This is a genomic window from Aurantivibrio plasticivorans, from assembly GCF_055392955.1.
In genome coordinates, this window is record NZ_AP036020.1 from 1528598 (window position 1) to 1550414 (window position 21817).

At 46.9% G+C, this 21817-nt stretch carries 20 protein-coding genes; 9 read left to right on the forward strand and 11 right to left on the reverse strand.

Annotation, left to right across the window (positions count from 1 at the left end):
- From ACZ5NB_RS06795 to ACZ5NB_RS06805, 3 genes are all read left to right on the forward strand, one after another.
- Window positions 1-1032 carry a hypothetical protein gene (locus tag ACZ5NB_RS06795; protein ID WP_460232276.1) on the forward strand — a complete coding sequence of 344 codons (1032 nt, stop codon included), beginning with the start codon at window positions 1-3 and terminating at the stop codon, window positions 1030-1032.
- A 317-nt stretch (window positions 1033-1349) separates the two neighbouring features.
- Complete coding sequence (nhaD, locus tag ACZ5NB_RS06800) at window positions 1350-2792, forward strand: sodium:proton antiporter NhaD (protein ID WP_460232277.1); 1443 nt, start codon at window positions 1350-1352, stop codon at window positions 2790-2792.
- Between the two features lie 114 nt (window positions 2793-2906).
- Window positions 2907-3746, forward strand: a complete 840-nt coding sequence (locus tag ACZ5NB_RS06805; protein ID WP_460232278.1) for an ion transporter — start codon at window positions 2907-2909, stop codon at window positions 3744-3746.
- Between the two features lie 37 nt (window positions 3747-3783).
- Here ACZ5NB_RS06805 and ACZ5NB_RS06810 read toward each other — a convergent pair whose 3' ends face one another.
- Window positions 3784-5355, reverse strand: coding sequence for a hypothetical protein (locus ACZ5NB_RS06810; RefSeq protein ID WP_460232279.1), 1572 nt, complete (start codon window positions 5353-5355; stop codon window positions 3784-3786).
- Between the two features lie 270 nt (window positions 5356-5625).
- On the opposite strand from ACZ5NB_RS06810, the gene ACZ5NB_RS06815 reads away from it, so the two are divergent.
- Window positions 5626-6501 carry an alpha/beta fold hydrolase gene (locus tag ACZ5NB_RS06815; RefSeq protein WP_460232280.1) on the forward strand — a complete coding sequence of 292 codons (876 nt, stop codon included), beginning with the start codon at window positions 5626-5628 and terminating at the stop codon, window positions 6499-6501.
- Window positions 6502-6520: 19 nt separating this feature from the next.
- Here the strand turns inward: ACZ5NB_RS06815 and ACZ5NB_RS06820 are convergent, their stop codons facing one another.
- The 3 genes from ACZ5NB_RS06820 to ACZ5NB_RS06830 form a co-directional block, all read right to left on the reverse strand.
- A complete protein-coding gene (locus ACZ5NB_RS06820; protein WP_460232281.1) occupies window positions 6521-7066 on the reverse strand; it encodes a hypothetical protein in 546 nt (181 codons plus the stop codon).
- Between the two features lie 135 nt (window positions 7067-7201).
- Complete coding sequence (locus ACZ5NB_RS06825) at window positions 7202-9001, reverse strand: acyl-CoA dehydrogenase (protein WP_460232282.1); 1800 nt, start codon at window positions 8999-9001, stop codon at window positions 7202-7204.
- A gap of 288 nt (window positions 9002-9289) precedes the next feature.
- Window positions 9290-9508 carry a DUF6316 family protein gene (locus tag ACZ5NB_RS06830; RefSeq protein WP_460232283.1) on the reverse strand — a complete coding sequence of 73 codons (219 nt, stop codon included), beginning with the start codon at window positions 9506-9508 and terminating at the stop codon, window positions 9290-9292.
- 289 nt (window positions 9509-9797) lie between these two features.
- Between ACZ5NB_RS06830 and ppnP the strand changes: the two genes are divergently transcribed.
- From ppnP to ACZ5NB_RS06845, 3 genes are read left to right on the forward strand one after another with little or no spacing between them, the layout of a single operon-like run.
- Complete coding sequence (gene ppnP / locus ACZ5NB_RS06835; RefSeq protein ID WP_460232284.1) at window positions 9798-10112, forward strand: pyrimidine/purine nucleoside phosphorylase; 315 nt, start codon at window positions 9798-9800, stop codon at window positions 10110-10112.
- Window positions 10113-10134: 22 nt separating this feature from the next.
- Window positions 10135-10965: an S-formylglutathione hydrolase gene (fghA, locus tag ACZ5NB_RS06840; protein ID WP_460232285.1), complete on the forward strand. Its 831-nt coding sequence runs from the start codon at window positions 10135-10137 to the stop codon at window positions 10963-10965.
- A gap of 40 nt (window positions 10966-11005) precedes the next feature.
- Window positions 11006-12112, forward strand: a complete 1107-nt coding sequence (locus tag ACZ5NB_RS06845) for an S-(hydroxymethyl)glutathione dehydrogenase/class III alcohol dehydrogenase (RefSeq protein WP_460232286.1) — start codon at window positions 11006-11008, stop codon at window positions 12110-12112.
- A gap of 67 nt (window positions 12113-12179) precedes the next feature.
- Here ACZ5NB_RS06845 and ACZ5NB_RS06850 read toward each other — a convergent pair whose 3' ends face one another.
- The 6 genes from ACZ5NB_RS06850 to ACZ5NB_RS06875 form a co-directional block, all read right to left on the reverse strand.
- The gene (locus ACZ5NB_RS06850) at window positions 12180-12986 is read right to left on the reverse strand and encodes a sterol desaturase family protein (protein ID WP_460232287.1); all 807 of its coding nucleotides are present in this window, start codon (window positions 12984-12986) and stop codon (window positions 12180-12182) included.
- 79 nt (window positions 12987-13065) lie between these two features.
- Window positions 13066-13827 carry a sulfite exporter TauE/SafE family protein gene (locus tag ACZ5NB_RS06855; RefSeq protein ID WP_460232288.1) on the reverse strand — a complete coding sequence of 254 codons (762 nt, stop codon included), beginning with the start codon at window positions 13825-13827 and terminating at the stop codon, window positions 13066-13068.
- Window positions 13828-13888: 61 nt separating this feature from the next.
- Entirely contained in the window at window positions 13889-15991 is a 2103-nt protein-coding gene (locus ACZ5NB_RS06860; RefSeq protein WP_460232289.1) for a TonB-dependent receptor, read from the reverse strand.
- A gap of 545 nt (window positions 15992-16536) precedes the next feature.
- A complete protein-coding gene (locus ACZ5NB_RS06865; protein WP_460232290.1) occupies window positions 16537-17499 on the reverse strand; it encodes an NAD(P)H-dependent flavin oxidoreductase in 963 nt (320 codons plus the stop codon).
- 260 nt (window positions 17500-17759) lie between these two features.
- On the reverse strand, window positions 17760-18215 hold the full coding sequence (locus tag ACZ5NB_RS06870) for a GNAT family N-acetyltransferase (protein WP_460232291.1): 456 nt from the start codon (window positions 18213-18215) through the stop codon (window positions 17760-17762).
- Between the two features lie 43 nt (window positions 18216-18258).
- Window positions 18259-19029, reverse strand: a complete 771-nt coding sequence (locus ACZ5NB_RS06875; protein ID WP_460232292.1) for a redoxin domain-containing protein — start codon at window positions 19027-19029, stop codon at window positions 18259-18261.
- 167 nt (window positions 19030-19196) lie between these two features.
- Here ACZ5NB_RS06875 and ACZ5NB_RS06880 point away from each other — a divergent pair, with 167 nt between their 5' ends.
- Both ACZ5NB_RS06880 and ACZ5NB_RS06885 read left to right on the forward strand, forming a co-directional pair.
- Window positions 19197-19718 (forward strand): TIGR00645 family protein, encoded by a 522-nt coding sequence (locus ACZ5NB_RS06880; protein WP_460232293.1) that lies wholly within the window; start codon window positions 19197-19199, stop codon window positions 19716-19718.
- A 42-nt stretch (window positions 19719-19760) separates the two neighbouring features.
- Window positions 19761-20981 (forward strand): serine hydrolase domain-containing protein, encoded by a 1221-nt coding sequence (locus ACZ5NB_RS06885; RefSeq protein ID WP_460232294.1) that lies wholly within the window; start codon window positions 19761-19763, stop codon window positions 20979-20981.
- Window positions 20982-21037: 56 nt separating this feature from the next.
- Here the strand turns inward: ACZ5NB_RS06885 and ACZ5NB_RS06890 are convergent, their stop codons facing one another.
- Window positions 21038-21802, reverse strand: coding sequence for an SIR2 family NAD-dependent protein deacylase (locus ACZ5NB_RS06890; RefSeq protein ID WP_460232295.1), 765 nt, complete (start codon window positions 21800-21802; stop codon window positions 21038-21040).
- Window positions 21803-21817: the final 15 nt, after the last annotated feature.

Consider the following 21817-nt stretch of genomic DNA (forward strand, 5'->3'; position numbering starts at 1 on the left):
ATGGATCGCTTGCTAAAGTGTGCCAGTTATTTGGCTCTCACTGTGTGTGCTCAATTTACTTTTGCTGAAGGTGGATTGCTAGGCATCGCCTGTGAATCTCCACCACCGATGCACTGCGCCTCGGGTGAATGCGGGAGTAAACTCGCCATGCGTGGCAATATCACGGATGAACAAACGGGTCGCCAATACTTTCTCGATTATCCTTGCGATCTTAAGGATGATGAAAGCGTTGTCTTTATTTTGAATTTGCACGGAGGTGGCTCGATTGGAAACTGGCAACGCCACTATTTTCCCGCGATGGACTACAAAGAAAAATACCGCTTGGTGGTAGCGACACCAACAGGCGAGGGCGGTGTAACCCGGGGTGATGTTAACATCCGTATGTGGTCTCCTAGTAAGGATGATGAACACTTGCAAAATATTGTTAATCAAGTGGTTGCCGCTTTGGGTGAGGAGAGAATCAAATCATTTTGGCTAGCAGGGCATAGCCAAGGTGGAATGACTTCCTTTCGTGTTGTCTGCAATGATTTTTTTGCAGATAAAGTGGATGGTTTCTTGAGTTTATCAGGTGGTCGCATTGGTCGCGCAGATTTTGTGCCCAGGTTTGGCCCGCCAGATGCTGATGGCAACCCACCGCCAGCGCGTGAACCGCGTTCACTATCGGATACACAACTCCCCGCCTGCGACTTCTCCCATATTTTTGCTATTGGCGAGCATGAAATTGCCGAGTTGCCGGAAACTTCCCCTTGGGCTGAAAAGTATTCTTGTGATGCTCGCGAAAAAAGTGAGATCGTTGATACAAAAGCGGGGTGGGTAGAAGATTCTGGCCGCAAAGGTTACAAAGTGTGGGGTATGGCGGCGCGTCCGGGCACGGCAGATGTGTTTAACTACCCCAATTGCAAAGACGGAAAGGTAGTGGCAGATGTTGTTCGTATCGACAAGGGCCACACGGAGGGCTTGGAGCCAAGCGTTACTGAAAAAATTATCGAACTAATGGTTTCGGCCACAGGCGGTAAAATTTCGGGTAAGTAAATCTCCGCGATCTCAAAAAAGGCGTCGCGAGTTTGTGTATTGGAGGTGGTGAATTGGTTGCGATGAGATTTGAGCACTTTTGATATCGTCAATACCGATAGTTAAACCTTGAAGGAAGTTATCCCTGTCTGGGGTGCATGGTGTCCCGGACAGGTATTTGAGTTTTGAATAATTATTGGCTGTTTTTTGTGCTGATCAGTCAAATTAATGGTTAAAAAATGTATCAGTTTTAAGTCCCTTAAAATTGTAGTGGTAATAGCACAGGAGTAGAATGCGCGGCGTCAAACCTCCGCTCGTTCAAACACAGAATCCCTCCTATGCGCTTTTACACATTACTTGTTGCTCTCCTTGCTTCATTTTCTTTGCCTGTTTTCGCTTCGACCGAATCCGCTCAAGGTTTCACCCCGGTTGATCTAACGTCTTCTACACTAGGCTTTGTCTGTCTTGCAGTCTTCATCATTGCTTATATTCTAGTGATTGGTGAGGAGTATCTGCATCTGCGTAAATCTAAGCCAGTGCTGTTGGCTGCCGGAATAATCTGGATTTTAATTGCCGCCTTTTATGCCAGCCAGGGTTACCCTCCGATTGTTGAGGAAGCCTTACGGCACAACCTGCTCGAATATGCTGAGCTATTGTTGTTTTTGTTGGTCGCTATGACCTATATCTCTGCGCTAGAAGAGCGTCGGTTGTTTGATTGGTTACGTTATTGGCTGGTCAGTCGGGGTATGGGCTATCGCCAGTTATTTTGGGCGACCGGTATCCTGGCATTCTTTATTTCACCCATCGCCGACAACCTCACTACGGCTTTAGTGATGTGCGCGGTGGTGTTGGCCGTCGGTGGCACAAACGCTCGGTTTGTCGGTATCGCATGTATCAATATTGTTGTTGCTGCCAACGCCGGTGGAGCGTTTAGCCCTTTCGGCGATATCACCACGTTGATGGTGTGGCAGGAAGAGCATGTTCACTTTCTGGAATTCTTTAAACTATTCGTGCCTTCTGTGGTGAATTTTGTCGTTCCCGCTGTAATCATGAGTTTTGCATTAGGTGAAGGTAAACCTGCAATAGATGAAGGAGATAAAGGTGTAGAGCTTAAGCGTGGTGCCAAGCGCATGGTGGGCTTATTTTTGCTAACAATTATTACGGCGGTTCTTTGCCATACGCTGCTTCATTTGCCCCCTGTTTTTGGCATGATGACTGGTTTGGCGTATCTAAAGTTCTTTGGTTATTTCCTCAAGAAGTCCTTACCTGCTTCCTTGAGTCGTAAGCGTGAACTCTACAAAAATGACCCCGAGCAGCTAGAAAGTCTCAATCACGTTACTGAATTTAATATATTTAGCCACATTCAGCGTGCTGAGTGGGACACGTTATTCTTTTTCTACGGCGTTGTGATGTGCGTTGGTGGGCTAGGGTTTTTAGGTTACTTGAGTTTGGCGTCAGATGTGATGTACAACCAATGGAATCCAACTTATGCCAACGTCGCAGTCGGCATCTTGTCGGCGATTGTCGATAACATCCCTGTGATGTTTGCAGTATTAACCATGCATCCAGATATGAGCTTAGGTCAGTGGTTATTGGTCACTTTAACAGCTGGAGTGGGGGGAAGCTTGCTCTCCGTTGGTTCCGCTGCGGGTGTTGCGCTGATGGGGCAGGCTCGTGGTTACTACACGTTTTTCAGCCATCTAAAATGGACGCCAGTGATCGCCCTCGGCTACGTTGCTAGCATTGTGGTACATATGTGGGTGAATAGCGGTACGTTCTAGCAGGGTAGTTGCCATCCTTTGAGGGTAAACCTAAAATCTATCTTATTGATTTAAGTAGCTGGGTATCAATATCCGGCTATTTTTTTGTCTTAAAGAAATACCAGTGAGTGAATTATGAGTGATTCTAATAGAGGTCTGGCATCCACCCGGTCGGCGGCTACGGTCTTGCACGCCATTGAGCAAAGCAAGCTTTTTCAGAGCGCCGTGATTTTTATCATTGTATTGTCGGCAATTTCCATTGGCGCCAAGACATACCAGTTGCCGCCCATGGCTGAGTCCTTGTTATCACTAATGGATATGGGGATTACCTACTTCTTTTTAGTCGAGATTATTTTGCGGTTTATTGTCGCAGAAGATAAGAAGCGGTTTTTCTTAAATGGTTGGAATCTCTTCGATACGATCATCGTGATAGGTAGCTTAGTGCCACTGGAGAATTCACAAACAGTGTTGATCGGGCGTTTGTTGCGGGTTTTTCGTGTGTTACGTTTGGTCTCAGTCGTACCAGAGTTGCGTTCACTAATTAATGCGCTATTAAAAGCCATACCGCGTATGGGGTACATCGCGCTGTTGATGTTCATTATCTTCTATATTTATGCAGCGGTGGGTTCGCTTTTTTTCAGCAAGATCAATCCAGCATTATGGGGCGATGTGTCGATCGCTATGCTGACATTGTTTAGGGTGGCAACTTTTGAAGATTGGACGGATGTCATGTATGAAACGATGGCTGTCCACCCCTTGAGCTGGTTGTTTTACCTTTCCTTTATTTTTCTGACGGCATTTATCTTCCTTAATATGATGGTCGGTACCATTCTTGAGGTGATGACTGAAGAGCATAATAAGGAAACGGCTGAACAGGCGCATCAAGAGCGACATGAAATGGCGGACCAAATCTCAAAAATGCAAACGCAGCTCGATAGAATTGAAAAAAGTCTCGGTGGTAAGGGCGACCCATAGTGATCACTGAATCCAACCCGCTGAATAAAGATTATTGCTAGAGTGAATGAGGCCAATAGAGTTCCACACCCAAATACGCAGACCACTGTTTACTTGGTAGGCTTTTCGTTGAGCTTTGTTGATAATCAAAAGAGCTCTTTAAATAGATGTCGACCGATGGTCGATGGCCGTATTCATCGACTGAATGCCAGGATAGTTTGGCATTGCCTTTATGGGATGTATGGTTGGTTTGCCGTGTCTGGTTTTTTTCTTCCGCTTTATAGTCGTATTTCATCTTGAAGCTAATAACATCCGGAATCATATCAACTGATGCTTCTACTCGATAAAGGTGATGGTGCTTGTCGTTGGATGAATAGACTTCGTTTTGATACTGCTTTTGGGCTTTTAACTTCAAGGCGATATGTGAACTCGGGACCCAACTGAGCTGCAATTGAGAGCGCCGTTGTAAGTGTTTTTTTATCGAAAGATCGTTGTGCCAGGTTTCGTTTGCAGTGACGGTTTGTGCTCGCTTTTCCAAGATCTGATAATCTAGGCTCCAATGCCACTGATCAATACCAAATGCCAGGTTAACCCCGGATTCATAGGCAAGTTGCTGTTTGGCTTGTCCATATAGGTTGAGAAGCTTTTTGTTGTCTGCCTTTTCTCTGCGAATATATCGGGCGCTTAGCGTGGGGGTATCGAGCAAATGGAGTAAGGGAGAGGGCAGTGTGCTACGTGATAGGTCGTATTTAAACTGCAGGCTAGTCCGTTCTGTTACCGGCGTAAGTTGGAGTGAATTCACTGGTTCGATCTCCTGTTCTTCCTGCCAGCTAAGCCGCATATCAATGTTATTTAAGCCGCTTTCAAACGCAACTTGAGTAAGTTCTTTTCCCGTCGCCAGTTTATGGTTGCCTGGTGTGTAGTAATTTGGATTGACTCGTCGATAGACGACGTTACTCGTCCAGAAATCTAACCAACCTCTACCCAGGTCGCCATCGGAAGATAGTTGTAGCCTTGCATGCAGCGCATTGCCGGTTTTGTTTTCTGTTAAGTCTGGTTGCCTTAGCGTGCCCGAAGACTCAGCGTACTCCCAGTGAGTACGTAAACTCTTGTTCAACCAAACTGATTTTATCGACATGTTCCAACTACTGGTATCACTGAGGTTGGTATTTTTATCGATAGCTCTGTTTAATATATTTTTACGTTCGCCAATGTAACCGAATTCAAAATTAATGGGTTCTGCAATATTGACGTCTAGGGTGGCGCCATAATGGGTCTTGTGCTTCTGATGAATATTAATAGCTTTCTCAAGTGAGTCAGCTTCTTGGGCTGTTAATGCAAACACCTGTAGCTCATCCCCCCGGGGAGAGCTTAGTTGTAGCGTATTGCCAGAGGCCGAATACCGCGAAAACAATAAATCTTTTCTTTCAATCGCTATGACACCACTTGAGATTTTTAGTAAGTGTGCGTTGTTTTGATTGAGCGCTTGGCTGGCGTAGTGGGGAAGTGCAGTGCTCGATGCTAAATATAAACATAGCGTGAGGCAGTATCTGATAGAGATACGCAGGTAATATTTCGCGCGATGTTCGGCGTGCCGATATTTTTTTGTGTATGGTGAATGAATACCCATAGATTACGAATCGCTAAGCAAGACCTGATAAAATCAAAAAAGAACGTCTCGTATGCAGTATTTACGCGCTGGCCGCAAGTGACTGACTGAAAGTATAGTAATTTATCAGCGGGTTTTTTAAGCGATCTATGACAAGACTCTTGTATGTTCAGATAGGTGGGTTTTGGGGCGGAATAGCCATACCCAAAACAATCATTTGATAGAATACACTACGGGTTTTATATCGAATAATGACCCTAATGCTTTTAACAATGTTTGTAGAGAACCCTAATGACCGACCAAACCTTTACTCTAGACTCTGAAGTCGATGGCCTTCCTCTAACAGGCTATCTATGGAAAGCTCAGCAAGCTGATACCCCTCGCGGCTTAGTGGTTATCGCCCATGGTATGGCCGAGCACGCCAAGCGCTATGTAACATTTGCAAGAGCGCTCAATGAGGCAGGGTACATGGTGGTCGCTCATGATCATCGTGGCCACGGCGCTTCGCCTGGCCCAAACGGCCTGGGTGACTTTGGTAAAGCCGGTTGGGATGCGTTAGTTAAGGATCTGGCTCAAGTGGTCAGGTTTGCAAAGTCTCAGTTTAGCGGGCTAGATACTGTGTTGTTTGGGCACAGCATGGGGTCTTTTGCGACGCAACAGTTTTTGCTATCGGATGCGGAATTGCTTGATCGGGTTGTATTGTCAGGTTCAGCGGCTACCGATGAATTGTTTGCGGCTTTAGCCAAGGCTCGAAGTAAGTCTTCAGATTCGGGGCTCAATATTCATAATCGAGCTTTTACTCATCGAACCGGCTATGAATGGTTAAGCCGTGACGAAGAGCAGGTCGATCGTTATGTCTCTGACCCGCTATGTGGTTTTGAGTTAACGACGGAAAGTATCATGGGATTAATTGCCCAGGCCGCAACGCTTGCGGATTTAAATAATCTAAAAAAGATACCCACCAATTTGCCTGTATTGCTGCTAGCTGGAAGCGATGATCCTGTCACCGGGCAGCTAGCGTTCTTAGTAACACTCTACAAGCGCTATAAACAGGTTGGTATATCACAGGTTGATACGCTTTATTACCAGGGCGGTCGCCATGAAATGTTAAATGAAACCAATCGGCAACAGGTTGTTGCCGATGTAATCGCCTGGTTGGACAGTTAGATCTAGTGTTGAAGTGAAGTTATTCAACTAATATTTCACGCACACTATACTCGCAATAATTACTTTCCGTATCACACACATCAACTAGCATATAGAGCTGCTGGGGAAGTTGATAAACCCAGTCTTCAAAAAAAGTAACGTATTGGCCTGGATTGATTGTGTTAGGAGGATCACAGCTCATACTAAAATCAGAATAGTAGTTGCAAAATTGCAGACCCGTCGATTCACATTCAAGGGCAGTCCCACAATAATCTGTGCTAATCAGTCGGCTGTTCTCGTAGGTGGGCTGATCATTTAGTCTAATTTCAACCGCATAATCGCGCTCACTGGTCACATCCCAAAAAACTTCAAATTCGCCATTATATAAATAGGGGTTTAGGACTAAATCACTGTTGGGCGACTCCTCACTGCTAACCCCGTAGCTATCTACTAGGTGAAAGGCATCCAAGCGCGGGGGCGGCGAGTCCTCTTCGATGATGATCACCGTGTCGCGGGATGATTCAGTATTGCAGCCGACAATGAGTAGCGTGATGAAAGCAAGGCCGAAGGTCGTGATTGATTTCATGGTGCAACCTTTTTGATTTTATTTAAGGATGCATCCAGTATGACCTGCGTTATCTGAATCTTGCCTGAACGGTGATGTAGTCGCGCTGTTTGGCTGTTTTAAGGTGTAAAAGGCCATTAATCAACGGCCTTGCCATTAAAACCATTCGTCTTGCATGGTGTGCGGAATATCGTTGAATTCAGTAAGCGTCTTGGCCTGAACTTCTGTGTAGGGTAACTCCCACTCGATATAGTACTGAGCCGCTTTCAGTTTTCCTTGATAGAAGTTGTCATCATGTGGCGAGGTGGTTAAGCCCTTGCTTGCGGCAATGGCTTGTTGCAACCAGATCCAGCTGGCAAAGATTCTGCCAAAGAAATCTAGATATAGAGTCGCGTTTGCTAGGGCTAGGTCAGGATCCTCCGCGAGCTTTTGAGTCAGTGTGGTGCTGACGTCGTGAAGCAGGGATAGGGCTTTTCGAATAGGGCCTGCAAGAGGTGAACATTGCTCGAGTCGCTCAGCTTGGTTCACGTCCTCTTCGACGCGATCAATAAAGAGATTCAATGCCGCGCCGTTTTTCATTGTTATTTTACGCCCCAAAATATCGAGGCCGTGGATGGCTTCAGCGCCTTCATGAATAGGATTGAGGCGGTTGTCTCGATAGTACTGTTCTACAGGGTATTCTCGCGTATAACCGGCTCCTCCCAAGACTTGTATCGCATATTCATTGGCTTTCATGCCGTAGGTCGATGTCCAAGACTTAACCATAGGGGTAACAAGGTCCAGTAACAATGCGGCTTCGCTTCGTTGTTGTTCTGTTTCTGCTGTGCGAGAGTCCTCAAATAGCGAGCTACCAAATAGGCACATGGCTAATGCACCTTCCGCGTAGGCTTTTTGTGCGAGCAGCAGTCGGCGTACATCACTGTGTTCAATTAACGGGATTTGTTTGGAGAGCGGGTCCTTATTCGAAGGTTTGCGCCCTTGAAGGCGTTCACGAGCATAAGCGAGTGAATAATTGAAACCTTGATAACCCAGGACTGATGCGCCGAGACCAACACCAATGCGTGCCTCATTCATCATTTGAAACATGTAGTTTAGGCCGTGATGAGGTTTCCCCACCAAATACCCGGTAGCGCCACCATTTTCGCCAAATTTTAAAACCGTCGACGTGGTATTACGGTTGCCCATTTTATGCAGTAGCCCAGCCAGTGCGACATCGTTGCGCTCACCGAGGTTGCCTTCATTATCAACGAGATATTTCGGGCAAATAAACAACGAGATCCCCTTCGCGCCGGGAGGGGCACCTTTAATTTTCGCGAGTACCATGTGGACGATGTTGTCGGTAATCGACTGGTCCCCGCCTGAGATATACATCTTCTGGCCGAAGATTCGGTAGCTGCCATCGTCGTTGGGTACAGCATAGGTAGTGATGTCCGCGAGCGCCGATCCTTGATTGGGTTCGGTTAACGCCATAGTGCCAGCGAATCGGCCGCTTTGCATGTGGGGTAAAAACTGCGCTTTTTGTTCGGTGCTACCAAATGTGTGAATTAAGTTGGCCGATCCAATGGTGAGAAATGGGTAGGCCGCTGACGCGATATTGGCGGCATCAATGTAGGCCATGGCACAACGCAAGATAATTTCGGGTAACTGCATGCCACCTTCATCGAAATCGTAGTGAGCGGCGAGAAACCCCGCATCGGCAAAATGCGTCCAAGCTTCTTTCGTTTCCGGGATCAAGTGAACATTCGTTCCATCAAAGCTAGGTTCTTCGGCGTCACCTTTTGCGTAATGGTTGGCAAAGTATTTCTCTGCGATGGTGCGAGCGGTCTCTAGTGTCGCGGCAAATATTTCTCTTGTGTGCTCGCTGTAGCGGGGCCGCTTAAATAGCGCCTGTGTGTTTAGAACTTCATATAGTAAAAATTCAATATCTCTTTCATTGAGAAGCGTGTTTTGCGACATGGAATCTACTCGACTGCTGGCAATTGTTGTAGCTAAGGGTTTGCCGATCTATGTGTTTATGTTGTTGCAAGGTCAACTAATGCTTAGTCAGCTGCTGGCTATGGGAGGTGTAAAATACTAGATTCTCAGCAACGTGACCATATGCTTCTGGGGGGAATGTAAAGACCGAATGGTTTTACTGAATTGCTGTGGTGATATTGTGAGTAACGATTGATGAGAAATGAGCGAAAATCTCGAGAAAGGGGCGCCCCGAACAGAAGGATGCAAGAGCGGCGAATCGAGCAGGTCTTATCCCGCTCGAATGACATCCTCTAAGGAAGGTGCATGCCGTAGGTACTCAACGTAATCTCGAGAGACTTTGATGGCTTCTCTAACTTCAGTGAACGGCCCTATAGGTGCTTCGCGAGTAGCAATATACCAGCGATTCCCTTGTTTATAGAGACGTTGGTGTCTCTTGGGAATTGGCCCGGTTTCTTTTTCGCGGTTGGATAACACATCTGCCTCCATAGCAATCTCTCCTTCGCTACACCCGTAAATGATGTAAAAACCAGTTGGGTTTGGAAGTTGTCATTAAATGATACTGACGTCTAAATCGTCAATAAGACTATGGTATGAGATTTACACATATAAGTCTGTCCGCCATGTCCGCAATGTTTGTAGGATATTTCCTACATGCGACGGACTTTAGCGGCTTCAGTATCGAAACAAAAAAGAGTGCGTTGGGTATGCTACACTGCGCGCCGCGTCAGCAGGCAATTTTGCTGCCGGGTCTATTATTGAATGTGAGAGTTTTAGTATGAGTCAATTTGAAAATGTCACCATTGTTAAAGCAGCGAACCTGTATTTTGATGGTAAGGTCACTAGTCGAACTATTTTGTTTCCAAACGGAGAGCGCAAAACGTTGGGGATTTTGAATCCCGGTGAATACACTTTTGGCACAGAAGAAAAAGAGATAATGGAATTACTTGCTGGTGACGTGCAAGTGAAACTACCCGGTGAAACAGACTTTACAGCGTATCAGGGTGGTGACACGTTTGAGGTACCTGCAAACGCCAGTTTTGATATCAAAGTCTTGAGTGTTACTGACTATTGCTGTTCATACATCGCTTAATATTAACCGTGGAGGGAGAGCTATGAAGTTATTGTCTAAGCAACGGTTGTTCTCGGGCGAACACAGTCGCTATGAGCATGATGCTGAAAGCACGAATACGCCCATGACTTTTGCCGCCTACGTCCCTCCGGGGGTTTCAAAAGAAAACCCGGCTCCTGTGCTCTATTGGTTATCAGGTCTAACCTGTAACGACGAAAACTTTAGTCAAAAAGCCGGTGCGCAGCGGATAGCTGCAGAGCTGGGTATTGTATTGATCATGCCTGACACCAGCCCCCGCGGAGATGAGGTTGCTAATGATGAGGGCTATGACCTCGGCCAAGGTGCAGGGTTTTATCTTAATGCGACCGAAGAGCCATGGGCAAAACATTACGTGATGTATGATTACGTCGTGCATGAGCTGCCTGCCTTAGTTGAGGCAGAGTTGCCCGTTACCACGGCTCGATCAATTTCCGGCCACTCGATGGGTGGTCACGGAGCTTTGACCATCGCATTGAAAAACGCCGACCGCTATCGTTCCGTGTCTGCTTTTGCACCGATTGTAAATCCGATTCAATGTCCTTGGGGGCAAAAAGCATTTGCAGCCTATTTAGGCGCGGATAGAAATTCCTGGTCGAATTACGATACGGTGGAATTGCTGCAAAGAGATCGCGATTGGATGCTCCCCACTTTAATTGATCAGGGGGATGCCGATGATTTTCTCACCGAACAGTTATTAACAGATAATTTAGTTCGCACAATAGAATCCCGAGAAAATTTCACGGTACGTTTGCAGGCGGGTTACGATCACAGTTACTATTTTATCGCGACCTTCATTGAAGAGCATCTTCGCTTTCACGCGAAGTATCTTTTTTAATTAGAGAATCCCTAGAAAAATGGGATACGGAGATTGATTCATGAAAACACGTGCTGCCGTTGCGTTTGGCGCGGGCAAACCGCTCGAAGTTGTCGATGTAGATTTAGAAGGCCCCAAAGCTGGCGAAGTACTCATCGAATTGAAAGCGACGGGGGTGTGTCATACTGATGCGTTTACCCTCAGCGGTGATGACCCAGAAGGCGCTTTTCCTGCGATTTTGGGCCACGAAGGCGCTGGTGTAGTAGTGGATGTGGGCCCTGGGGTAAAGTCTTTAAAACCAGGTGATACCGTTATCCCTTTATACACACCTGAATGCCGCGAGTGCGAGTATTGTCTTCACCCTAAAACCAACTTGTGCCAATCGATCCGCACGACTCAAGGTCAAGGCTTGATGCCTGATGGTACTAGTCGCTTTTCGTTCGAAGGAAAGCCGATCTTGCACTATATGGGGTGCTCTACCTTTTCGAACTACACCGTGTTGCCGGAAATTGCGGTAGCGAAAATTGGTGAAGATGCACCTCTCGATAAAGTCTGTTATATCGGTTGTGGTGTCACCACTGGCGTTGGTGCGGTGGTGTTTGATGCGAAGGTGGAACCCGGTTCTCGCGTGGTTGTGTTCGGTCTGGGTGGAATTGGCCTCAATGTTATTCAGGGCGCTCGATTGGTGGGAGCGAAGCAAATCGTTGGTGTCGATATTAATCCTAGTAAAGTCGAGTTAGCTAAGTCATTTGGTATGACTGATTTTATCAACCCTACTGAGGTTGACGATGTCGTAGAGGCATTGGTTGATATTACCCATGGTGGAGCTGATTATAGCTTTGAGTGTATTGGTAACGTGAATACCATGCGCAGTGCGCTCGAATGCGCGCACAAAGGGTGGGGTGAAAGCATTATTATTGGTGTTGCGGGTGCGGGCCAAGAAATTTCTACTCGTCCTTTCCAATTAGTTACTGGGCGAGTCTGGCGCGGCTCGGCTTTTGGTGGAGCTCGGGGTCGGACGGATGTGCCAACCATTGTTGACTGGTTCATGGATGGCAAAATTGCCATTGATGAATTAATTACTCACACCATGCCATTGGATGACATCAACAACGCATTTGATTTAATGCACAAAGGCGAAAGTATTCGCTCAGTGGTTCTTTATTAAGTGCTTGTACCAGCGATGAATCATAAAAAATGCCGCTCTATGCGGCATTTTTTATGGGTATTCGGCGCTACTTGAAAGGGATTAGCAGCATGCCTCTAAGTTTATCGGCTTCTTGGTGATCACGGTACTCATTTAACCCAATCGTCATGCCGAGATTCCCGTGCTGGGGGTAAGGGGTATAGGTGCCGAATAATCTGTCCCACCATGGCAAACTAAAGCCAAAATTACTGTTGGTTTCTTTCTCAATGACAGAGTGGTGTACTCGATGCATATCGGGTGTAACCAAAAATAGGCGTAATACTCGATCCAACTTGGCGGGCAGTGAGATATTGGAATGATTGAACATGGCGCAGCCATTGAGGATGACTTCGAATAGCACCACTGCTGCGACACTCGGTCCGAGCAGCAGAATGGTGACTAGTTTAATAGACATCGATAATACGATTTCGATTGGGTGAAAACGTGCACCGGTCGTGACGTCGTAATCAAGGTCTGCATGGTGCATTCGATGGAACGCCCAAAAGAATGGAACGTAATGGAAGATCACATGTTGCCAATAAATTACGCAGTCCAAAACGATGATGGCTAACGCGACCTCAACCAAGGTGGGTAGCTCGAGGATATTGAACAGCCCCCAACCCTTGTTGGCACTCCACAATGCCATACTGGTCGCTGCAATAGGAAACACTAAGCGTAAAACCAGCGTGTTTAATACCGTAATACCGAGATTGGCAATCCAGCGCTGTGACTTAGAAACCGATAATTGTCGACAAGGTTTAATCAGTTCTAGGCTTGCCATAATCGCGAAAATGCTAATAAAAGCGCTTAGACGAATAACGGTCTCATGTTGGGTAATAAATTCTTCAAAGGGCATAAAATATTCCTAATGCCGTTAATGTAGACATGGGGACATTTTAAGAAGTGAACCTAGCAGCTGTCACAAGCTTTGCACATCATAACCACATGGCTGCAGCGCTGGCGAACAGTGTCATGGTAAACAAAAACCATTTCATGGTTTTTGCGCTGACTTTTAGAGCGAATTTAACGCCAAGCCTAGCGCCTGCCATAGTGCCGACAGCTAAAACTAACCCCGGTACCCACTCGACTTGCCCCCGCACGATAAACACGAGCAGTGCCAGTGAGGTGAGGATCATGGTAAACAACATCTTTAATGCATTGGTGCGCAATAAATCGTAACGCAGACTACCTGCGAGGGCCGCAATCAAAATAAACCCGACACCGGCCTGCACGAAGCCACCGTACACACCTGAAATAAAGAGCGTTACCCAAGCTTTTTTATTGCCTTTCAATTTTTTAGCTTGCTCGTCTTCTTCTGGGATGACAACAGACGGGCGTAACAAAATAATTCCCGCCATTACCAGCATAGTAATTAATAAGACGGGCTTTAAATAACTGGGCGGAAAGTAAGACGCTGCGAGCGCCCCCAAACCTGAACCCAATAAAATAGGGACTGACATCGCGGGTACGTCGCTATGGTCAAGTGCACCATGATTGGCAAATGACTTGACGCCCACTAAACACTGCAAAAAAACACCGACACGGTTGGTGGCGTTGGCGATGTCGGCAGGAAGCCCCATGATCATAAGGGCAGGGAGGGTCAGGTTTGAGCCGCCACCGGCTAGCGTGTTGATCACACCGGCGATGAGGCCTGTACCTAATAGAAGAGCGATGAACCAGGGAGTGATATCAAGCATGGAGTAAGATGCGCGCTAAAAACAAGCGCGCATCTTCTCACACTTAGGGCCAATTACATAATTAGAAGCTCAGTCTGGCGCCTAGGCTGTAACCACGACCTGGGCCGGGTGCGAAGTCTTTTAAGAATGAGGTGTGATCTCGAACTTCTTCGTCGGTTAAGTTGTTAGCTGCGAAGAATAAGAGCAGCTCGCTTGAACCAACTGGAAGGTGGTAATCCATTGAGAGATCAACCAAGGTGTAGCCATCAGTTTTGGTTTCGTTGACTGCTAGCTTATCCTGTTCGCTGTGCCAGCGGCTGCTTAACTGCATCGACCAGTTGGAAAAAATGTAGTCGAAGGTTAAACCGACGCTCGCAGGTGGTAAGCGCGAAACATATTCGCCATTATCCAGCTCAGCATACACCCAGTCTGCTAGCAGAGTGATATCGAGGTGGTGGTCGCCATGATCGAAGAGCGGAGCGGTTGCTTGGCCTTCAAAGCCATAGAAGTCCGCGTCTGCTTGCTTGTATTCACTGACGATAATCTCCTCATCAGAGATGAGCAGCTCGTCTGCTGTGCCGATGTCCTCTAAGTAAATGTAGTCATCGAATTGGTTGTAAAAGGCGTTAACCTCGAACTGCCACACACCAATCGTTTTTAATAGTCCTAACTCAATATTGTTAGATGATTCGTTGCCGAGGTCGGCATCACCAAACTCGATGCGCGCGGTAGCCAAATGTTCTACGGGATTTTCCAAACGCATACAGGTTACAGGGTCAATATTCGAGTAGCGTTCTTCAATTGAGCCAGCGCGTTGTGCATGGCTAAACCCAACCAGCCATTTAATGTCGTCCGTTAAGGGCGCGATGATTGATGCACTGGCGCTAACGCTGGTATCCGATGCACTACAGGCAGAGCTAGCCTGCGGCGATAATGCAAAGTGATCGGCACGCAGTCCAAATTCAACGATAGTCGTGTCAAAGTTGATCGTCTCTAAGGCAAAAATACCATAGGACTCGACATCGGTCGCTGGAATAAAGGCTTCTTCTCCAACAGCGCTGAACTCACTGTTTTTGTACTCAATTCCCCAGATACCATTCCAATCGCCAGAAAAAGCGTGGTTAGCTGTGAAGCGTGTTTCGATACCGTCGTTGATGAAACGTGTACCTTCTTCGACACCTTCAAGTTCGATGTGCTGGTAATCACTTTTGCGAACCAAAAGCGTTAGGTTATTGAAGGTATCATTCAAGCGGTGTTGTAATTTAAAGTCGGTACGTCGTTGTTCAAGGTCAATGCGAACAAATTCACCTTCTTCTTCGTGATGCTCTTCGCCTTCCTCTTCTTCCTCCTCCTCGTGTTCTTCATGTTCGTGAGCATGAGCTCCAGGAGGTAGGCCATATTCATTGTTGGATTCATTGAACGAAAAACCGATGACAGTGTCTTCCCCAATCCACGATCCGCCAATGGTATAACTATCAGCTTCGGTGTCGGAGTTGGCGAGAAAGCCGTTAGTATTTTGTTCTTCAAACTCGTCATCATCGAGCGCGCCTTCTGCAATCGCATCACCAGGGACATCCATGTCATCGCTGCTGCGTTGCATACCATCGAGGTGCCAAGCAAATTGACCTTTGCCGCCTTGCAGTTTACCGACGACTGCGCTGCCGTCATCGACACTCGTTCCCCTAACCTCGACGGCACCTGTTAACGACTCAATGCGCTCGCCTGGAATGCGTGAGTCGATAACATTCACAACACCACCAATGGCGTTGTTACCGTAAAGCAACGTTGCGGGGCCTTTAACAATTTCGATGCGTTCAGCAATTAATGGCTCGACGGCACTGGCGTGGTCGGGGCTGGCACCGCTGGCGTCGAGGGTGCTGAGACTGTTTTCCAGCACGCTCACTCGGTTTCCGGCGAGGCCACGAATGATCGGCTGGCCCACGCCAGTACCGAAGGTTGAGCTGTTGACACCCGGTTCGGATTTAATTGTGTCGCCAATGGTACTGCTGGCGGACTTTCGTAATGATTCGCCGCTCAAGATGGTGACTGGTAGAGCTGTTTCCGCTCTGCTTTTGTTCTGAGAGCTGGTTACGATAATTTCTTCAAGGTGATCAGAATGTTCGTGTTGCGCGTTAACGCTGGCCGCACTCGTTGTCACGAGCGTGGTAAATAAAATCTTGGACATAGAATATGTCGACATAACTTCCTCGCATGCATAAAAATCGCCACGGAATCAGAGCGACCGAGCGATACTGTAATTTTGGATGTAACGGTTAAGCGCGAAGAAATGTAGGCGGGCCACGAGCCGGTTGGCTAAAAAGCGTAGTGCTAATTGTCTCTGCAGCGCTATATTGCGCAAAAGACGGGAGGTTGATAGAGATTGCGAGAACGGAATACCTGACGGTATCCGCGTGGTCAAGGATAGAGTGTACTTGGCACACTGCGCAGTCGTGGGAAACTTGGGGGGCTTCATCAATGTGCACGTGCGTGGCTAGCGAGATCTGCGCGAATAGCAGCGCGCTAGCCAGGAAAATCCAGCGGTACGAAGACGGCAAAAATTTTCTCATTGCAATGCTCAAAGCGATTGACTGTTGCGTTGAAGTGAGCGGCGATTATAGCCAGATGAGAAAGTGAATATCAATACAGTATCTAGGTGGTGAGGGAGCCCCGGTGGTTTGAGTGTCCCTCGGGGCTGTGAATGACGGCTAGGCGGGGACGTATACAGTTTGACTACGAAGGTGTTTTGCAAAGCCGATCGCGTGCGGCAAAGTACTCACGCTTAAATCGTTCTACCAGTTTTCCAGCGGGCAGAACATCCTTTACCGCGCCGATGCCTTGGCCAGAGCCCCAAATGTCTTTCCACGCTTTGGTACGTGTTGACCCAAAGTTCATTTTACTCGGGTCGCTGACAGGGAGGTTGTCGGGGTCTAAGCCCGCGCGCTCGATGGACGGTTTGAGGTAATTTCCATGGACGCCGGTGAATAGATTGCTATAGATAATATCGTCCGCGCTACTTGAAGTGATCATATTCTTATAGTCATCAACCGCATTGGCTTCTTTGGTGGCGATGAAAGCGGATCCGACGTAGCCCATATCCGCACCCATTGCTTGCGCTGCGAGGATAGAGTCACCGCGACCAATAGAGCCGGATAGGATTAGTGGCCCGTCGTACCACTCACGAATTTCTTGTACCAGTGCAAACGGAGAAATAACACCCGCGTGGCCACCGGCCCCAGCAGCAACTGCAATTAGACCTGAAGCCCCTTTTTCGATGGCTTTCTTTGCAAACCTATTGTTGATGATGTCATGTAATGTGATACCGCCGTATGACTGGACTGCTTGGTTTACCTCCGGGCGGGCTCCTAAGGACGTGATAACGATGGGAACTTTATATTTTACGCAAAGCTCCAGGTCGTGTTCTAGGCGGTCGTTCGACGCGTGAACTATTTGGTTTACCGCAAACGGTGCGGCGGGACTATCGGGGTTCTCTTGATTGTGGCGATCAAGTTCTTCTGTAATTTTAATGAGCCACTTTTCCAATTCCTCGGCCGGGCGCGCGTTCAGTGCTGGAAATGAACCCACAACGCCAGCTTTACATTGTGCAATAACCAAATCGGGGTTGGAGATGATAAACAGTGGAGAGCAGATCATCGGGATGGCTAAACGCTCGGTAAGGATTGGGGGTAAACTCATAATCACTTCCTACATCTTGAATTAATATAGTCGATACCAGTGAGTTCTGGTTACAACTGATCGGTCGCAGAGCAGCTAGTGGCTGGCGATAAAAATGACGCCCAACTGTAGAGCTAAGTTAGTTAAAGGTCAACGCTGAGGAGTGATGAATGATATTCTCGCACGAGGGATCATTATCATGGATGGAAAGGCCTAAGTGGCGTTTATTCGCCGTGAGTTTGTTATGGTTCAGCTTTTCAATAGACTAATTGAAAAGTGGCTTACAATTCACATTCAAAAGCTCGATCGCATTGTGCTGTGAATTGAGGAGGCTGAAACTCTTTAAAACCGGAACCCTTGTAGAGCCCAATGGCTTCGTTCGAAGTGGTGGTGGTTTCCAGTGTAATTCGTTTGAATCCCCGCTTTCGTGCGAGATTCATTGCAAAATCTAATAATGCTTTACCCAAACCTTTTCCGCGTTGGTTGGGGGCCGTATACAGCTTTCGGAGTTCGCAGGTTTTATCGTTAATTCTAAAGATTCCGATCGTTGCCACAACCTCGTTATCTTCAGTAACGACGCCAAAGTATCCGCCATTTTTTGTGTAATGAGCCTCGAGATTATTCAAGTCTCTATCCGTTGATGTTAGCTCTGCTTTTAAACCGTATTCACTAAGTGCGGATGAAACCAGTTGTTTGACCTGTTCTTCATCTTTTTTCTGAGCTTCACGAACGTACATGCGTCGGACTCCTTCTGACGGATCAATTGACGTTTTACTATTCTTATGATGTTGGTATTAACTGATCAATAACGTGTATGAGCTGATTGACGCTGGGGCGAGTTTTATAATCAATAGAAGCATGAGCCCATTGCACGGTGGCTGTTTTATCGAGTAAAAAAACTGAGGATACAGCGATGTTGCCATGTGTTTGCCCGGACCAAACTTCGAGGTCTATACCATACTCTTTGTAACGTGAGACTATCTCTTCACTTTGCTCCAAGATCACATTAAAGGCCTTGTGGGCCACTAACAGTGGATCAGATAGCACCGGGAAAGGTATCTCATAGCTTTTCTGGGCGAGGGCTGCCGCATCGGGTTTGTCAACGCTGATGAAAACCGGTAACATCCCTCGATCTTGAAAACGAGAATAGTTGTCGACCATTTGTCGAATTTGTAAGTTGCAGTAGGGACACCAACCGCCACGATAGAAAACAACCATGAGTACTTGGTCGGCTGATAGCGTTGTAATGTCGGTTGCTACACCTAAGTGATCGTGGACTACAGTCGAAGGTATTGTTGTCCCAAGTTGAACACCGATACCGTTTGGTAGTGTTCCAAGCGTTGAATCTTCGGAAGTGGAGAGAAGAATCTGCCCCGCACTTGCGGGTAGTGTGAGTGGCTTGTCCGCGAAGACTTGTGAGCAGAAGGCGAACGATATACAGAGTATTAAGTGAGCGTTTATAGGTTTAACTATGTATTTAGTAATTCGTTTGGGTGCTTGAGAAAAAAGGCGAAAAGAGTGATGAAAGCGATTACAGCTTATTCCATTCATGAAACCGATCCCTGTAGTCAGTAGCTTGGGCAAAGTGTGCGTGATCATAATCTATAACTCAAGGTTGATTGATTATTGATGCGCCATTATCTGTATTGGGCTATTCGCCCGTCTCTGATACTATGTGGCGCGTTAATTTGGGTTTGCATTGCGTTAGAGGAGTAAACATGTCAAAGCCCCTAGAGAAGTTTCTTGAATCGACTATTTTTAATAGCCGCTGGCTGCTAGCCCCGTTTTACCTTGGCCTTGTCTTGAGCATCGTCATTTTATTGGTCAAGTTTTGCCAAGAACTCGTCCATTTAGTTACTGATGTTATTCCTCTTGATCATGGCCTCGTCGTTATAAAAATACTGACGTTGGTTGACATGTGCCTGGTAGGCAGCTTGTTGCTCATGATTATTTTTAGTGGCTATGAAATTTTTGTGTCAAAAATTCATGTTGACGAACATGAAGATAAGCCCAGCTGGATGGGCAAAGTCGATTTTAGTGGTCTAAAGCTAAAAGTCATTGGTGCCATCGTTGCTATCTCTGCTATTGAGCTGCTGAAGACTTTCGTCGAGATGAAAGAGCTTGGAGAAGGCAATGAAAATATCGTTATGTGGAAAGTGATTATTCATATGACCTTTGTTTTCTCAGGCGTTATGTTTGCGTTAATGGACCGTATTGCAGCGGGTACGCCGAACCACTAAAAATGGTTACACCATCAGAATAAAAAAGAGAGATGCATCGCTATGAATAGTCCTATCGACAATCTGCCTTTTGCTAACCCTGAATCCGTCGGAATGAGTGGTGAGAGGCTTGCGCATATTGCACCTGCTATTCAACGCTACATTGATAAACAATTGATACCTGGTGCGGTAACGATGGTTGCCCGCCATGGGAAGGTGGTTTATTTTGATAGCCAAGGCTTGAAAAATATCGACACTCAGGAGGCAATGGGAAAGGATACTGTATTTCGTATCGCATCAATGACCAAGCCGATTGTCTCTTTGGCGTTAATGATGTTGTTTGAAGAAGGAAAATTTCAATTACATGACCCGATAAGTCGTTTCTTGCCTGCGTTTAAGGATATGCAGGTTATGGAAGATGATGGCCAAGGAGGCTATCGCCTTCGACCAGCGCAACGTGAGATCAATGTGCGTCATATTTTGACTCACACGGCGGGATTCGCAAACGAGTACAATCCACGATGTAACGGAGCAAGTTATAAGCTACTTAAAGATATCGGTCGACCATTTGATCGCAGTGGCACCATCGACGATTTTGTTACCCGTCTTGCGCAAGTTCCGCTAGTGTATGAGCCGGGAACCGAGTGGGATTATTCGCGAGCCACTTGTGTTGTAGGGCGGTTGGTAGAAGTATTGTCGGGCATGTCGTTAAAAGATTTTGTTGAAACACGTATTTTGCAGCCACTCGGTATGGAAGATACGCATTTTTTCCTTCCTCATCACAAGCTATCGCGTTTTTCTGCCTCCTATAAACCTACAAAAGATCTTACTATCGAGCTAGAAGATCCCGATACAGCGGAAAGCTTTTATGCCAGTGCCGACAGCGAGTTTTATGTTGGCTCTGGCGGTCTGGTGTCAACAGCAGCTGATTATTTTCGCTTTGCCGATATGTTGCGTCGCAATGGTAGCAACGGAGAAACACGCATTGTATCGCGCAAAACACTGGAGTTAATGCGTACCAATCACACTGGCAACAAGCTCATTTGGTTGAGCGGCCCTGGTTATGGGTTCGGCTTAGGTTTTGGGGTTGTGTTAGATCGGGGTAAAACCCACGCGATAGCCTCAGAGGGTAGCTATTCGTGGGGTGGTATGTTTTGCACACATTGGTGGAACGACCCGCAGGAAGATCTGTTTGGTATGGTATTAACTCAAGTGCGGCCCTACGACCATCTAAATATTCGATCTGATATGCAGGTGCTCGCTACCCAGGCCATTATCGACTGACAAAGTATGATGTCGTCACCTACTTAGCGCCTAGTTTTGACGAGTCGAGTCCAGCTCTAAATGGCCATCGCGTGGCACACTTTGGATAGTGTTTCACCGATGCTGGCATGGATCACGATATCTGCTATCGGGTCTAGAGGGGTAGGGTCGCGATTGATAATAATTAACTTTGCCCCACGTCTAGCTGCATTTTCTGGAAATGCGGCAGCAGGATACACACTCAATGATGACCCGAGTACTATAAAAACATCTGCTGCTTCGGTCATCACATATGCCCGCTCCATTTCCTCTTCCGGCATTGGTTGTCCAAAAGAAATAGTCCCTGTTTTTACTATCCCTCGACATTCATCACACACGGGTAAGGTTTCATCTTTTTCAAATGCTGCGAGAAGAGGTTTGAGGTCAAAGCGCTTCTGACAATCAAGACACTTTGCATAGGTGCTATTCCCGTGCAGCTCGATAATGTTCTGTTCGCTGATTCCAGACGATTGGTGTAAACCATCGATGTTCTGAGTGATTATCGATCGTAAATGACCGTCTGCGACCAGTTGAGCGAGAGAAAGATGCCCTGTGTTAGGTTTTGCAACGCCGATAACTTTGTCGGTTTGAATTTTTCGTCGCCAACTTTCTTTACGCATCTCAATTGATGACATGTAGTCGTCAAAATAAATAGGCTGGTATTTGTCCCAAAGCCCGCCAGGGCTGCGAAAGTCTGGGATGCCGGATTCAGTGCTAATGCCCGCTCCCGTGAATGCCACAGCACACTGGCTACTTCGTAGTAGTGATGCTATTTGTCCAATCGATGTATTCTGGTGGGTCATAATTTTGCTTTTGCT